The sequence below is a fragment of the Kitasatospora sp. NPDC054768 genome, from assembly GCF_053612025.1.
In genome coordinates this window covers 1-14,697 of the sequence record NZ_JBSHBN010000119.1, presented here as the reverse complement: position 1 = coordinate 14,697, position 14,697 = coordinate 1, and the positions used below count along the sequence as shown (strand labels likewise).

General features: G+C 71.4%; 15 protein-coding genes. 8 read left to right on the top strand and 7 right to left on the bottom strand.

Translation table 11 applies throughout. The features are described 5' to 3' along the window. The first annotated feature begins 201 nt into the window (after nucleotides 1-201). Together tap and tpg are read left to right on the top strand one after the other, a co-directional pair. The gene (tap, locus tag ACWGKU_RS28780) at nucleotides 202-2,748 is read left to right on the top strand and encodes a telomere-associated protein Tap (RefSeq protein WP_452178696.1); all 2,547 of its coding nucleotides are present in this window, start codon (nucleotides 202-204) and stop codon (nucleotides 2,746-2,748) included. Between the two features lie 92 nt (nucleotides 2,749-2,840). Further along, nucleotides 2,841-3,386 (top strand): telomere-protecting terminal protein Tpg, encoded by a 546-nt coding sequence (gene tpg / locus ACWGKU_RS28775; protein WP_452178695.1) that lies wholly within the window; start codon nucleotides 2,841-2,843, stop codon nucleotides 3,384-3,386. Nucleotides 3,387-3,518: 132 nt separating this feature from the next. On the opposite strand, the gene ACWGKU_RS28770 is transcribed toward tpg, so the two are convergent. Then, entirely contained in the window at nucleotides 3,519-4,013 is a 495-nt protein-coding gene (locus ACWGKU_RS28770) for a DUF4145 domain-containing protein (protein WP_452178694.1), read from the bottom strand. Between the two features lie 468 nt (nucleotides 4,014-4,481). Between ACWGKU_RS28770 and ACWGKU_RS28765 the strand changes: the two genes are divergently transcribed. Beyond that, the gene (locus ACWGKU_RS28765; RefSeq protein WP_452178747.1) at nucleotides 4,482-4,709 is read left to right on the top strand and encodes a DUF6213 family protein; all 228 of its coding nucleotides are present in this window, start codon (nucleotides 4,482-4,484) and stop codon (nucleotides 4,707-4,709) included. 112 nt (nucleotides 4,710-4,821) lie between these two features. On the opposite strand, the gene ACWGKU_RS28760 is transcribed toward ACWGKU_RS28765, so the two are convergent. From ACWGKU_RS28760 to ACWGKU_RS28745, 4 genes are all read right to left on the bottom strand, one after another. Beyond that, nucleotides 4,822-5,259 carry a hypothetical protein gene (locus tag ACWGKU_RS28760; RefSeq protein WP_452178693.1) on the bottom strand — a complete coding sequence of 146 codons (438 nt, stop codon included), beginning with the start codon at nucleotides 5,257-5,259 and terminating at the stop codon, nucleotides 4,822-4,824. 84 nt (nucleotides 5,260-5,343) lie between these two features. Further along, nucleotides 5,344-5,574, bottom strand: coding sequence for a hypothetical protein (locus ACWGKU_RS28755; protein ID WP_452178692.1), 231 nt, complete (start codon nucleotides 5,572-5,574; stop codon nucleotides 5,344-5,346). A gap of 252 nt (nucleotides 5,575-5,826) precedes the next feature. Then, a complete protein-coding gene (locus tag ACWGKU_RS28750) occupies nucleotides 5,827-6,096 on the bottom strand; it encodes a hypothetical protein (protein WP_452178691.1) in 270 nt (89 codons plus the stop codon). Nucleotides 6,097-6,200: 104 nt separating this feature from the next. Then, nucleotides 6,201-6,683 (bottom strand): hypothetical protein, encoded by a 483-nt coding sequence (locus ACWGKU_RS28745; RefSeq protein WP_452178690.1) that lies wholly within the window; start codon nucleotides 6,681-6,683, stop codon nucleotides 6,201-6,203. Nucleotides 6,684-7,432: 749 nt separating this feature from the next. Between ACWGKU_RS28745 and ACWGKU_RS28740 the strand changes: the two genes are divergently transcribed. The 4 genes from ACWGKU_RS28740 (at nucleotide 7,433) to ACWGKU_RS28725 (ending at nucleotide 11,847) form a co-directional block, all read left to right on the top strand. Then, nucleotides 7,433-8,581: a hypothetical protein gene (locus ACWGKU_RS28740; RefSeq protein WP_452178689.1), complete on the top strand. Its 1,149-nt coding sequence runs from the start codon at nucleotides 7,433-7,435 to the stop codon at nucleotides 8,579-8,581. A gap of 629 nt (nucleotides 8,582-9,210) precedes the next feature. Beyond that, complete coding sequence (locus ACWGKU_RS28735; protein ID WP_452178688.1) at nucleotides 9,211-9,528, top strand: hypothetical protein; 318 nt, start codon at nucleotides 9,211-9,213, stop codon at nucleotides 9,526-9,528. Beyond that, nucleotides 9,525-9,923, top strand: a complete 399-nt coding sequence (locus tag ACWGKU_RS28730; protein ID WP_452178687.1) for a hypothetical protein — start codon at nucleotides 9,525-9,527, stop codon at nucleotides 9,921-9,923. Before ACWGKU_RS28735 ends, ACWGKU_RS28730 begins: the two co-directional genes overlap by 4 nt. Before the next feature lie 505 nt (nucleotides 9,924-10,428). Next, nucleotides 10,429-11,847, top strand: coding sequence for a replication-relaxation family protein (locus ACWGKU_RS28725; RefSeq protein ID WP_452178686.1), 1,419 nt, complete (start codon nucleotides 10,429-10,431; stop codon nucleotides 11,845-11,847). A gap of 90 nt (nucleotides 11,848-11,937) precedes the next feature. On the opposite strand, the gene ACWGKU_RS28720 is transcribed toward ACWGKU_RS28725, so the two are convergent. Beyond that, nucleotides 11,938-12,072, bottom strand: coding sequence for a hypothetical protein (locus tag ACWGKU_RS28720; protein WP_452178685.1), 135 nt, complete (start codon nucleotides 12,070-12,072; stop codon nucleotides 11,938-11,940). Nucleotides 12,073-12,258: 186 nt separating this feature from the next. Here ACWGKU_RS28720 and ACWGKU_RS28715 point away from each other — a divergent pair, with 186 nt between their 5' ends. Continuing rightward, nucleotides 12,259-12,873, top strand: coding sequence for a hypothetical protein (locus tag ACWGKU_RS28715; RefSeq protein ID WP_452178684.1), 615 nt, complete (start codon nucleotides 12,259-12,261; stop codon nucleotides 12,871-12,873). A 386-nt stretch (nucleotides 12,874-13,259) separates the two neighbouring features. Here ACWGKU_RS28715 and ACWGKU_RS28710 read toward each other — a convergent pair whose 3' ends face one another. Continuing rightward, entirely contained in the window at nucleotides 13,260-13,448 is a 189-nt protein-coding gene (locus ACWGKU_RS28710) for a hypothetical protein (protein ID WP_452178683.1), read from the bottom strand. Nucleotides 13,449-14,697 lie beyond the last annotated feature (1,249 nt).

Sequence of the window (14,697 nt, the reverse complement as noted above, 5' to 3'; positions counted from 1 at the left end):
CGTCGCACCAGCCCGCAACAAGCTGGTGGCCCAAGACCATCTGGCAAACAATCAAGGTCATTTGTCATAGGACAACACCCCCTTCGTCAGCGAGTTGGTTCCGTGCTGCCCCGATTCGGCGGATGTGCGGATGCGGATGTGCGCCAAAAAGTGCGATCCAAAAGTGACTTTCACGCTAGAGTTCTCGTTGGAGGTGAGGTTGTGACTGACGACCTGTTCGCGTCGATCGACGCGCTGCTTGCCCGGCCGCGTCCGGTGGACGACCTGCCGGTGCCCGCGGAGCGGGAGCGGCTGCGCAAGGCCGGTGATTACACCCAGGAGGAGCTGGCGGCCGCGTTGCGGACGCGGCGGGAGACGATCGTGCGCTGGGAGGCCGGGACGACGGAGCCCCGCCCGCCCAAGCGCGAGGTGTACATCCGGTTCCTCGCGACGCTGGCGCTCCAGCACGGCACCGTGGAGCCCACCGAGTGGCTGCGCCGTGCGCAGGTCGCCGGTCTCGTGCGCACCGACAGCGCCGCCGCGTCCGCGCCGGTTCCGGCCGAGACCGTCGCGCCCGCCGAGACGGTACGGCAGACCGCCCTCTCGGAGCCCGCCGTCGTCGAGGAGCCCGCCGCCGCCCCGGTCCCGGTCCCGGAGGCGTTCGCCGCCGTCCCGGTGTCCGAGCAGCCGATCCCGGTGGCGCAGCCGGTGATGCTGGACCAGAACCCGGACGCCTCGCTGCTGATGGCGCAGCCGGCGCCGTGCGTCCAGTGCGGGCAGCCGACGCCGTACCGTGCGCAGGGCCGGCCGATGCACCTGGGCGGGTTTTGCCGCCCAAGCACCGTTCCGGCCTTCGCGCAGCCCGCCCCCGGCGCCCCGGTGGCCGTGGCGTCGCCGGAGCTGGCCGCCTCGGTCGCTCCGGTCGCTCCGATCGCTGCGCCCTGCCGGGCCGCCCCCGCCACCCCCGCGTCGGCGGCGTCCCGGCGCGGTACGCCGTCCCGCCCGGCCGCCGGTGCGGTGTCGCGGACGCGGAAGACGGCGGCGAAGAAGCCGGCCGCCGAGGCGGGCCCGGCGGACTGGGAAACGGCCGCCGCTGCGCGGTTCCCCGCCGGGCCGCTGGCGGTGGTGGATGTTGCCCCGTCCGGCCGGGGCCTGGTGGCCTACCTCGCCGACGGCACGGTGGCGTCGACCGCGCCGGTCGGGCGCACGCTCGCCGACGTCGTCGAGTGGGCGCTGGAGACCGGGCTTGGCTCGCCCAGGTTGCACCGGCACGGCAAGGACGGCGACGCCCTGGTCGTCCTCACCGACGCCGCCCTGGCCGAGCTCGGCCTGCCGCCGCTCGGGCGGGACGAGAAGAAGGACTTCGTCCAGCGCCTGGGCCAGCTGCCGAAGAACCACAAGGCCGTCAAGCAGGTTGAGAAGGCCGGCTGGCTGCTGACCCAGCGCGGCCTGGGTCCCTGGGCGCGGATCTACCGCACGCCCGAGGACGGCAAGCGCCAGTGCGTCCAGCTGTGCATCCCCGCCTGGGGCGCCCTCGCGAGCGGTGGCTGGCAGATCCCGGACGGCCTCGGCGCGGCCGACCTGGCCCGTCTGCTCGGCACCTACGCCACCCGCGTCCTCACCCCCCGCGGCTCCACCGCCGTCTCCGGCCTCGAACTCGTCACCGCGCTGCGCCCGCCGACCCGGGCGGTGCGCACCGAGTCCGGCTGGACGTCCGGGCCGGTGGAGGGCTCCCGGCCGAAGGAGTCGTTCGACCCGGCGCCGTCGGAGGTCCCGGAGATGCATCCGCTTGCCCAGGACCGGGAGCCGGGTGGCGCGCTGGTGACAGAGGCGTGGGACTGGCACCGGCCCCTCACCGACGCTGAGAAGGCCGCTGGCTGGGCGGTGGGCCTCGACGTGAACATGGCCTTCCTCGCAGCCTCGGGCCGTCTGGTGCTGCCGCTGTCCGGCCCGGTGCACGAGCTGAACCCGGTCTTCGACCCGAAGATCCCCGGCTCCTGGCTGGTCGACCTGTCCGACGTCGACACCAACCCGCTCCTCCCGTCGCCGTTCACCGCCGACGGCTCGCGGCCGACGGGGCCAGCCTGGTACTCCACGGTGAAGGTCGCCTACGCGGTGGAGCTCGGCGCGACCGTGCGGCCGCTGGAGGGCTGGCTGCGGCACGAGCACGGCCCCTACCTCGACCCGTGGCACAAGCGGCTCCGCGCGGCGTACGTGGAGACGATGGCGGCCCTCGGCGTGCCGCTCACCCTCGCCGACACCGACCCGGTCGCGTTCCTGGACGCCATGGCCGCCATCAAGACCAACGGCGACCCGGCGGAGCTGGCGGTGCTCACCGCGATCAAGCAGACCGCCAAGGGCGGCATCGGCAAGATGCGCGAACGCCCCCGCGGACACGGCTACAAGCCCGGCGAGCGCTGGGCGGCCCTGGAGCGGCCGACCTGGGACCCGCTGATGCGCGCCCTGGTCATCGACACCGCCACCGTCAACCTCCACCGCAAGCTCCGCCGCATGGCCGCCGACACCGGCCTGTACGCCTTCGCCGTCCTCTCGGACTGCGCGGTGTTCGCCTCCCCCGGCCCCGGCGCCCTGGACGTCCTCACCAAGCCGGACGGCACCCTCACCACCTCGCTGCGCCTCGGGGTGTCGCCGGGGCTGGTGAAGTTCGAGGGCTCCCGGCCGATGACCGAGATCGCCGAGCTCATCGCCGACGACACGAACCCGGCCCGGCACATCAAGACCGGTGGCGTCGTCTCCGCCGACGAGTAGTCCCGTACGGCCCGCCGGCACCCGTCCGGCGGGCCGCCACCCATGACCACCAGCAGCGGCCGCCGCCCTCGGCGGCCGGGAAGGAGACCAGTGTGAGCCGGGAGATTGACGAGGGCCTGGAGCGGGCCGAGCGCACCAAGCCGATCCCGCAGTCCGTTCCCGCCCGGATGCGGTTCCTGCTCAAGGGCGCCAAGGGCTCCACGAAGAAACTCGCTCAGGACCTCGGCGTCAGCCAGCGCACCGTGCAGCGCTGGCTCAAGGGACAGGGCACCCCGAAGCCAGCCGCCGCCAAGGCCATCGAGAACAAGGTCCGCGCCAGCTGGCAGCCGCGGGTGAAGCAGCGGGTGCGCCGCGACGCCGAGAAGAACGGCTTCATGCTCCACATCCAGGCGACCTTCGGCTACAGCGCGGCCGGCGGCTCCACCGACGACCCCCGCCAGCGCACGATCACCCAGAAGATGCCCGGCTCGGTGGCCCAGCGGCTGTACGACGCCCGCGACGCCGGAGCCAGCCAGGCCGAGCAGGAACGGATCCTCGCCGAGGGCCTGCGCGAGCACTACTTCAAGGACAACGGGCACCGCGCCCGCGGCCTCGACGTCGAGCTGAACGACATCGCGTGGATGGACGTCGAGCTGTAGCACCCTCCTCCAGCGGCCACCGTGTCGCCGGAAACGAAAGTCCCGGCCGCTCCAAACGGTCGGGACTTTTCTATTTCAACGGGCTCTGGACGGAATTCACCGGTGGAATTCGAGAACCATACGGCTCACCGGTCAGGTACCGGCCGCCTCGCCGGTCGGCGCCGGGTACAGCAGCGCGGCGGTGTCGAACGCGGCGCGCACCATGTTCACGGCCATGACCGGGGTCAGGGCCGTGCTGGTCAGGTCGCCGTGGGCGAGCTTGTTGCGCAGCTGGCGGCCGGCGCTGAGCCGGTCGGCGAGGTCGGCCGCGATGACACCGGTGGCGGCGGCGTGCTCGATGAGCTGCTGGAACGTCTTCTTCACGCCCAGGTGCTCGGCGAGGGCACGCTCCAGGGCGAACAGCGAGTGTGTGACGGCGACGGTGGTGAACTCGTACCGGTAGTAGGAGTGCCGGATCAGCTCCCGCGACGTCTCCAGCGCGCTTACCACGTACGCGGGAGCGTTCTCGGGCACCACCAGGTCGGCGACCAGGTCGTGCATGTCCGAGTAGTGGGTCACGAAGTGGTGGGCACGCGGGTCGGGTACCGGCCAGGGCAACGGTCCGGGCAGCGGCGGGAGCACATCCATCCGCGCAGTCTCGTCCGCCGGCCGTGCACGGCGCCACCGGTTTCGTGCAGCGGGCCGCACCCGACGCCTGATGGCATGTTCGCGCCCGAAAGAACGCAGGTCAAAGCCCTAGCAACCTGACGATCACAGGTCTAGCATTCCCGCCACGGCGGCCCCACCACAGCACCACCGGGCCGCCGAGCAGAGCAGCAGCGCCACGCCCCCGGCGCAGCTGGCCTCCCACCGGCCGGGTCCTGCGGACCATCCCCCTGTCTCCCGGGACCCGGCCGCGCTGCTTCTCCGGCGGGCAGGCGGTCGCCGCCGGGCTGGCGGACGCCGACGATCGCGAGCTCGGCCGGCATCACACCCGGCCGTGTGAACTCCGGCGACCGGCCACCGGGGATCCCACGCCGCCAGGTGGCCTGGGACGACCCTGATACCGGAGCCCGGGGGCCTGTCCAAGAACGAGGGAGAGAGCCTGTGGCCGGCATGCGGCGGGTCTACGTCAAAGTCCGCTGCGACGAGGACGGCAGCATGGTGGTGCCGGCCGCTGACGTCAGCGCCATGCTGCGCGACCTCGCCTCCGGCTGGCAGGAGCGGGTGGACCGGGGGTGGAGCGGCGTCGACCCGGCGACCGTCTCCACTCTGGGCGCCGGCCTGGTGCGCCTCGCCGACCGGATGGACGTCGAGTTCATCGTCCGGACGCCGGGCGGCTGATCCCGCCGGGGAGGGCTGAGGAATCCCGGTGCCCTCCCCGGCACGGCTGGCCTCCCACGGCCGGGCCCCGCGGAACACCACCCTGCTTCCCGGGACCCGGCCGTGCTGCGCTCTACGGGGCCGTATGCCTGCGGCGGCGGGAGCGCGCGGCCCGCTGCATCTCGGCCTCGGCCAGGTGCCGGCGGCCGCCGGCGAGATCCTGGCGGATCTGCTGCTCCACGGCTGTGAACACCCGGTAGTAGCTGTCGTCGTACTCCTCGACCAGTTGATAGGTCCACATGCCCGGGATGACGTCCCGGCCGAGGATCTCTTGCTCGACCAGGTCGGCCTGTTCTGCGTGCCCGGCCTGGCGCAGCATCCGCACCGCCTCGGCGAGCATCCGGTCGGCGCCGCCGGTCATGTGATGCACCGCGTACAGGTGCCCGCGGGCCCGCTCGGTGTACTCCAGCGCCTTCGTCAGCATCCCCAGCGCCTCGATGGTCGCGTCGTCCACCCCGGGCGGCCGGCGGTGCGCCTCGTCCGGTGTTTCGGTCCCGACGTCATCTGCCACCGATGCCTCCCGACGTGCTCGCGCGACCCCCTTCACCGTCGTCCGGCCGGGGAGTAGGCGCACGCGGAGAAGGCCGACCGGCGGTCAGGCCGCCGGTTCCCGCGCGGTGTCCGGGCGTCCGGCCTGCTTGAGCTTCATCTCGGTCTCGTGCCGGTTGCCCACCTGCGCCCAGTGCTCGTGGGCGTACAGCTCGGCGCCGATCGTGGTGAACGCGAGCCGGTTCTCCTCGGTCGGGTCGGCAGACCACTCGGCCTCGGCGGCGTACCAGCGGCGCTGGAGTTCGAGCAGGTCAGCGGGGAATTCGGTGTCGGACACCCGGCCATCGTAGGTCGCACAGCCGTGCGGTTGGTGGCGCGGCACCCCGGGCCGAGCGGCGGGGCGATGCTGGAGGGAGGCGGCACGGTGAGGAGGTGGCCGCGGTGAGGACGGCCGAGGTCCGGGTCGGGGAGACCTACCTGGTGCGGGTGCCCCGCCGGCTCCCGTACGACCGGTACCCGCCGGGCGAGACCGAGGAGAGCGTCTTGATCACTCAGAGCGACGCCCGATCAGAGCGTTCGGCGTGCTTGATTAGCGCTCGTGCTCCCTGTTGTCGGTGCCCAGTTCAAGGTCGTCGACCATGGCGCGCAGCATCGCGGCGGTCTGGGCATCGGTGAGCAGGGTGCCGGCGGCCCGGCGGCGCGCGTCATCGGCAAGGCCGAGCTCGGCTTCAAGCGCGAGCATCGCCGCAGGTGTGTCGGTGGCGGGCGTGCCGTCGGGTTTGTGGCCGAGGCAGAGGAGTGGCTCCGGAAGGTCACCGCAGCGCGAGCAGCGCAGATCGTCGGGAATCGGCTCGGACATCGTGCCTCCTTGACCTGCAGACCCCAACCATCGCTGACACTAGCTCGCGGTCGTCAAGATCCGGTGGCAAACGGTCAAAGTTCGGTGGCACGGGACAAGGTTGCTCACGGGCGGGCGGCCCGGCCGGCCGTCACGGCGGCGTCCATCGTGGCGGCCAGGGCGGGCAGTTCCCGCTCCAGCTCGCCGAGCACCGAGGCGGGCATCGCCGCGGCGAGCGCGCAGACGGTGATCAGCGCGATCCGCTCGCCCATGGACAGCTCGGGGAGCGCCTCGGCGTACGGGTTGCCGGTGACGATGCCGGCGGACAGGTCGTACGCCAGCTCGTCGTCCAGCTGTCCCTCGCCGCCCGGGACGACCTCTGGGCCGGCGGCCCGCTCGACGGCGTCGGCGGCCCGCTCCAACACGATCCGGTGCCGTTCCTCCTGCTGCCGCCCGGCAAGCTCGCGCACCCACCCGGCCGCCCGCCGACCCGCCCCCGCCGCCTCGGCGAGCACCTCGTTCACCGCGTGCTGCCGCTCGCGCTCCCGCTGCTCCTGGTCCTCGTCCCCGGCGCCCGACTCGGCCGCCACCAAGGTCATGTTCGTCATGACCGGTGAACTCACCAGCACCGTCAAGGTCACGCAAGGCCGGAGAGTTCCGCCCCGCAAGGCCGGTGAGTTTTGCCCCGCCAAACTCCCCACCGCAGGTCAGCCCCTACGCGGCTGCGCACCGCACCCCGCGCATCCCGCACCTGCGCGCGGCGCCGGCCGCCGTCTGCGCACGACCACGCACCGCACTCCGCAAGGCCGGTGAGTTCTCCTCCGCACCCGGTGAGTTTTGCCCCGCAAGGCCGGTGAGTTTCGCCCCGTCAAACCTTTCCACCGCAGGTCGGGGCATATGCGGGACCGCCCGCACCCCGACCCGAGCCTGCGCACCGCCCGGCCGGAGGACCGGACCCGGAACCCGGACCGCGCACCCGGTCCGCACCGCGCCCCGCACCCCCTTGCGCATGCGCAGCGCGGTCCGTTGCGCACCGCAAGCGGTCCTTGCGGGCCTGCGCATAGCCCTTGCGCAAGCCGGACCGGCCTTGCGGAGCGGCCCGCGGTGAAGGCCGGCGCCCTGCTGCACCGACAGGCCGTGCTGCACCGTGCAGCGCCCCGGCCGGGACCGCCGGCGGGTGCAGCACCAGGCCGTGCTGCACCCTGCTGCACCCTCCGCCCGGAGTGCAGCACCGCCCCGGGACAACCTGGCCGGGTGTGCTGGAGAACCCCCTTGTCCTCGCCTCCAAGGTCCAGAGATTCGCCCCGCGAGGCGAAACTCCCGCCAGGTCGCTGACCTTGATGGCTACGATCCCGGGATGGACAGCGCCCCGCCGACCGCCGCCACCGACCAGCCGGCCGACAGCACGGCCCCCACCCGGCAGTGCGCCCGCCCCGGCTGCTCCAACCCGGCGCCGAAGGGCCCGACCGGGCGCCCGAAGCAGTACTGCTCCCGTTCCTGCCGTAGCAAGGTCGACCGCGCCAAGGCCAAGGCCCGCGAAGCAGCAGCCCAGGCCGCTGCACCGCCCGCTGCACCCGGCCCCGCTGCACCGCCTGCTGCTCCGGACGCTGCACCCGGCCCCGCTGCCGCACCACTCGACGCTGCACCTGCTGCACCCAACCTGGGTGCTGCACCGGACAGCGCTGCACCCGCTGCACCCGCGGCCGCCGTCCCGGCCGACGACGACCTCGCCCGATGGGGAGAGGACGGCCGACACCTCCTCGGCCTGGCCGACGCGATGTGCCGCAAGCTCACCAGCTACCTGCTGGAGATCGAGAACGGCGGCGACCCCGTCGCCGCCTTCGAGGAGCTGGCCGCGCGGCTGCCCTCCTACAGCACCCGCGCCTATATGGCCGCGCAGGAGATCCGGGACAAGGCCCGCTGGCCCGACCTCACCGCGTCCGAGCGGCTGACCCGCCGCATGCTTGAGCGCGCCGAACGGTGGGGCGACGACGTCGACCAGGACGACCAGGACGGCGACGGTTCCGCCTCGCGGGGCGAAACCGCGGCCGCCGACCACGACGACCAGGAGCAGCCCGGCCCGGCCGTCCCGGCCGCCCTGGCCGACGTCGAGCCGGCCCGGCAGACACCCCCGGCGCTGCCGCGCCAGCAGGACGCCGGGCCGCTGCGCCCGCCGCCCGAGCCGTACCTGCGCGGGCTCGGCCGGTTCGACCTCATCCGGAACATCGGCTCGCTGATGGGCGAGCCAGGCTGGGACCTGGCCGGGTGGACCAGGGCCCCGGGGCTGTTCTACGTCCGCAAGGCCGGCCGGGCGCTCGCCTGGATCGAGTACGGCCTGGGCGGCGTGGACGGCTGGGTCGTGGTGATCGAGGGCGCCTTCGTCGCCGGTCCCGCCGACCGAAGCCGCCCGCTGGTCACCCGCACCGCCGAGCTGGCCGCCCTGCTGGTGCGCCAGGCCCTCGACCAGGGCCTGCTCGACGCCGACACCGCTCCGGTACTCGGCTGACCGGCTGCATCTTGTGAGGCGTCTTGTCAGACGCCTTGTCGGGCGCCTTACGGGGCGCCTTGTCGGTTGTCTTGTGGGCACATGACGATTCGCCCTGGCGCGATATTATCGCAGGTCAGAGCCCATGCTGAGCGGTCCGGAAATGCCGACAACCCCTTCCTCTCCTTTGGTCTTGGTGGGGGTGGTCGGTTGGTCGGTTCGGGGTTCGCGCCTGCGGCGGGCTGTTGGTCTTTTCGCGTCCGGCAGAGCCGACCGCGGCCTGCGGGGTCGGCCGACGGCCGTCAACCAGCAGTCCCGGTTCCACGTAGACACCACCGCACGTACCACCGAGGGCACCACCGCAGACAGCACCGCAGCTACCACCGCACGTACCCCGTGCCCTCCGGCCGCTGTTGAGCGTTTCCGCAGTTCAGAGCCTGTTTTCGAGGCGCCGGAAAATAAGACAACCCCCTCTGTCTGTCCCTCTGCCCTGGTTGCTGGGTGGGATGGGTGCGGTTCTGGGTGACGGTCCGGACGGCGCGGGTTCCACCCTGCGGGGCTGTTGGTCCTGGTGCGTCCGGCGAAGGCCGGCCGCCCGGACCCGGGCCACGCGGCCGCGACCCGGTCCGGCCGCCGTCGTTGAACCGCCCATGAACCCCTCCCCGGCCCGGCGCGCCCTCGGCCCCGGCGCCGCCCGCGCCCTCGGCCCCCAGCCACGCCCGCACAGCCGCCAGCAGCCGCCCTGGGCCCGCCCCGCCGCCGTCCCAGCCCCACCGGCCCGTCCCGACCCGCCACAACCCGCCCAGCGGCCCGCCGAACAGGCCGCCGAGGCCATCGCCGCGCTGCGCCACGTCCGCACCCCGCCCCCGCCCCCGCCCCGCACCGCCGCCCGATCAGCGGCGGCGGTGACTGCCGGTCGGCCGATCCCGCACACGGCGTGTCTGACGGTGCGTAGATTGGCCGGATGAGGCAGAGCCTGAGGTGCGGACGTTGCGGGAGCGGGGTTCCGAACGACCTGACGAGCGAGGAAGCCGCGGACTGGAACGCGCGGTGGCAGGAGGGCCGCCCCACCGGGGTGATCTGCCCGGGCTGCCAGACGCCGTTCGACGCGGCGGAGGCCGAAGCCAACGCCGCGGAACTCCGCGTCGCGGCCGAGGCCGGCGGCCAGTTCGTCGCGGACCCCGTGATCTGCATGACCGGCACCATGACCGACCCCGGCAGCATCCTGTACGGCGAAGACCACCTCCGCAGGGTGCTCCGGACCGGCCGGGCCGAGAACCTCGGGGCGATCGAGCACCTGCCCCCGGGCACACGCTGCGTACCCACCGTGGGCGGCGTACTGATCCACCCGCCCCGCTCCTGAGACCTCGCGCCAGGCACGTCCAACCAGCACCGCCCGGTCGCCCGGGCGACCGGGCGGGGACCGGTGAGAATCGCCCCGCGACCCGTTGTCCCGAGCCCGGATCGGCCCGGCAGCACGCTTCCAGTACCGCTTCCGATACCGCTTCCGGTCACCCCCCACCTTGACGGTGCATCAACGCAGGTCAGACCCCTTGTCCAGGCCGTCCAGAAACGCCGACAACCCTTCTGCCGCCTAGCGCGGCTCCATCGGGGTCTCGCTCCGGGCCGCTCCTGCCCTTCGCCCAACCCCCGGGCCGTCCCCCCGGCCCCCAGGGGCGGTGCCCGGGGCTCGCGCCGCGGCCGGGCAGCCAGGCGTTTCGGTTGCTGCGGGGCGGCCGGGCCCGCGGGGCGGGCGGTGGCCGGGCGGGCCGGTGCTGCGGGCGGGGCCGGGCCGGTGGTGATCGACTTGTCGGCGCCGTGCGGTATGCAGAGCAGTCAGCAGCCACACCGCAGACAGGGGGAGCGCCGTGAGCAGCCGCCCAACCGACCCGGACATACCCGACCAGCCGGACAGCCCGGCCCCGGCCGCCGCGCCCCGCAAACGCGTCCGCAAGGCCTCCAAGACCAACCCCGGCGGCTCCAACAACGACGTACGCCGCGACATCCAGCGCGCCATCGCCGTCCTCAAGATCGTCACCCCACACCAGCTCTGGCGACTGCTGCGCCCGCACGCGCTGGAGAACAAGTTCGCCCGCGCCGCGCTGAACGACCTGGAGAAGAAGCGGATCACCGTCAAGCACGGCACCGGCAAGGACGGCCGGGACATCTGGGGCATGACCACCGCCGGGCGCGACGCCGCCCGCGCGCTGTTCCCCGACGGCCGCACCATGGGCGGCATCGCCCGCAAGGCCGGGACGAGCTCCGCCGCCGGCCACGCCCTGGCCGTCACCGAGACCATCATCAGCTTCATCGTCGGCGGCACCGGCCCAGACGTCGACCCCAAGGGCATCCACGGCGACCGCACCGCTCCCGGCGTCGGGCCCGGCTTCGGCCGGATCGAGCAGTGGGCCACCGAGGTCGAACACCTCACCCCGCACAAGCCCACCGTCCGCGCCGACGCCGTCCTCCGGGCCCCCGACCACGGCGTGCCGGTGCTCCTGGTCGAAGTCGACCTCGACAACGAGTCCAACCCGATCGTCGCCAAGAAGCTCGACGACTACCGCGGCTTCTTCGACCACCGCCACCCGCTGCCCAACCCGCACTCCCGCGGCACCATCGGCTACCTGGAGTGGAAGAAGACCGAGCCGCACTGGCGCCGCACCTACCCCGACACCGGCCGCCCCGGCTACCCGCCCGTCGCCATCGTCCTGGGCCACCTCGGCGAGCGCGCCATGAGCCAACGCGTGAAGGCCCTCACCGAGATGACCCGCCGCCACTGGCAAGGCCGGCACCTCGGCGACAGCTACTACGACCGCAGCGAAGCGATCCCGATCCTGTTCACCAGCCTGGAGCTCCTGATCGAACGCGGCCCGCTCTCCCCGATCTGGCGCCGCGCCGGCCGACCAGGCCCGCTCCAGCCCCTCCACGACGCCCTCGACGACCACGACGGACCCCAGGCGTACGCCCAGCACCGCGAAGCCCAACGCGCCCAGCAGCAAGCCGACCAGGCCGCCGCCGAACAACGCCGCCAACAGCGCGAACTCCTCGCCACCGCCTGCCCCCACTGCCACCGCACCGCCGACAAGTACAAGAACCCCCGCTACGCCTCCGACGGCGAGAAGCTCTGCCACTTCTGCCAGCAGAAGGCCGACCAGGCCGCGCAGGCAGAAGCGGCCCAGCAGATCACCGCAGCCGCCAAGGCCCACAGCGAGCGCGTCCAGATCGCCGAGAACGCCTCCTTCCTCCGGACGATATTCGGTCCTCGGAAGCCGAAAGATTATCTTTGAGAAATATCAAAAATGCAATGGATGCAAGAGTGTCGAATTGCATAAATGGGGCGGACGCCGGATGAACCGGCGCCCGCCCCCTTAAACTGCTCAGATGCTGGACTTGATCAGCCACAGGAGGATTCCAGCAAGGACCGATCCAATGCCATAGGCGAGGCCACGGACTCCGCTGAAGAGGGCGGCGCGCACGAGGCTGCGGGTGGTGTTCAGATGCTTCTTACTCATTGCCTTCTCCTCTTTATGGGCTTCGAGTACGCGAAGAATCTTCCCGCTAATACCTGCCTCGCAGTGACCCGTTGAACCGACGGTGCTGAACGGGTCCGACGCACAGTCAGATCGGCCTAGGATGGGACGGCGTTGAACGGTCTTGAACACCGTTGAACGGAGACTTGATGCCGAGAGGAGCCAAGGGTGGGCGTTGCAGGACAGCTGAGCCGGCCGGACCTGTCGCCAGGAGCGCACCGAACGCTCAACGAGGCCCTTCATCAGCTCCACTCCTACGCTCGGTACCCGTCGGTGGGCTCGATCGCGACCGACATGAAGAAGAGGTCGAAGAGCGTTCCCTCATCGCGCAGGGTGCCAGTGCCTTCCCGAACCACTATCTACAACCTCTTCTGCAGCCCCCGCCTGCAGAACTGGGACTTCACCCACGACATGGCTGTCCACCTCGCCGGCCGAGTCCGGTGGGTGACACCCGAGCAGGTTCACAGCGTCAGCGTCGTCATCGACAGGCTGTGCAGACTGGCCTATGAGGAAGCCCGTCAGAGGGACGATCCGCAACCTGCGGACACTGCCGAGGCATCCAACGAATCGGCGATGACGATCTTCGTCCCAGCTCAGCCACGTGCTCGTACGCCGCTTGCGCTTCCAGAAGCGAAGGACGCCCTCTACTGGTGGACAGACGAGCGGGCCCTACAGCGGGAGCAAGATCTAGAACCGGCGTTCGTGAAGGCGGTTAGTAGCAACCAGGAACTGCTGAGCATGGCGCTCAAGGCAGTGAGGGTGACCATCGAACCTGAGCGTTAGCACGCGGTGCGCCTCGTCGCAGACCATCAGGCCGAGCGGGGGCAGGAGCTCGCCCTGGCGCTCGGCCCAGTACGTTGTGATGTTCGGGTGCGGTGTCAGCGGGATGCGGCTTCACGTCAGCGGCTGCCTAGAGGAAGAGCCGCAGGTGGGGCTATGCAGCCGGGCTGGCACGCTGACGTGGCCCGCACCTCCACTGACGTGTGGCCGCATCGGTCGGTGACATCCCGTCCGTACCTCACAGGTGTGGTGGGTGGGGGTGGGCGCTGTCCGTTCGGGGCGGGACGCTGCGCTGTGCTTCTTCTCCCGCGTCCGGCTGATGCCGGCCAAAGAACTACGGCGCCATGACGTCCGTGCTGTCACCGGCTTGGTGACAGCACGGACTGAGGTCATCGCCTCCGGCCGCGCCGGGACGGGCTGGTCATGGGGAGGGCGGCTGTGAGGACGCCAAGCGCGGAAGTGGCCACCGGCTCGCCGACCCAGGGAGTGGCTCCCACCACGATGATGACAACGACCGTGATCAGCCAGTACCGGCGGACCGGGAACGAGCGCAGGTCGTTGCGAACTGCGTAGGTCATGGGACTTCCCTTCGCGGAGTGGATCATGCAAGGGGTTGGCGCCAACCGGTGGTAACGATGTCACGGCGGAGCGATGTGCTGCGAAGGAACAACTTGCTGTTCTGAAGCTTTCTTGAGCTTCTCGGAAACCCGCAGTTCGGCGCGGTCGGGTTGCTGCCGGCTGCTGTCGGGAGGCTCGGGAGAAGCCGGAACTATCCGGACCCGACGCGGTTGGCCTGCGGATCTTCGCCTGGCCCGACCGGTGCAACTGATGCTGCATGTACTGCATGCCCGACGAAGGGATCGCACGGCGATCGGAAGGAGAACCGCGCGGCGATCAGGGCAATAGAGCATAAACCGGCCTATTGCGGCCGGGTAGCGCCCACAACATCCGCGTAGGATTTGTTCTCCGACACGGCGGTGACCCGGCCCGCAGGCACTGAAGACGCTGAAGCAGTCTGGTCTCGCGGCGACCGGCCTGACCCGCCCTGCGTCAGGAGCCGATCACTGGAACACAATCAGGACCACATTGGGCCAGCTGCCCTCCAGTTCCAGCCCGTTCGGCGCCCACTGTCTTAGCCACCGGCGAGGCCCTGCGTCATGGCCCCCCGGTGCCCGCGCAGCGAGATGTCGGCGGCTGCCTGAGCGGCCATCAGGTCGGGCTTTACGACGTTCACGAAGACGTGTCTTCCCTCACCCGTTCCCGAGTCCACACCAGGGGACCACGCGGGAAATGCTGACAGTGCCCCACTGATACATTCGACGGACCGGCGATGGAATCCGGTCGACCAGAATGCGAGCCCGATTGAAGCGACTGTCCGGCAGGATATTAGTCCCCGGTCGGAAATTCCGGAGAACGCCCGAAGAGCCGGGTCCGAACCCCGTTTCTGACGGGATCGTCCGACACTTAAAGATTGATACACTGGGGACCGTTGCTCACCCTGCCGGGGTAGCGCACCCCACCCTTCGCCCGGACCGAAGCAGTGGCCTGGACTAGAGTCTAGACCACTCCAGCAGGAGTGAAGCCGACCCGTCCGCGCCCCCGGCGCCCACCCCTCTCCTTAGTCAGCCTGCCTTGAGTTCAGCCAAATACCCAGTTCAACCCTATGAATGGGCATCAGCCCGCCGGCATCATGGAGCGAAGCGGAGTGATGCCGGCCCGAGCGCGGAGCGCCGGGCCCACCCGGGCGAAGCCCGGGTGCGGACACGCGGAGCGGGGCCGCCGCCTGACCGAAGGTCAGGCGCGAACGGAGGGCCGAAGGCCCGTAGG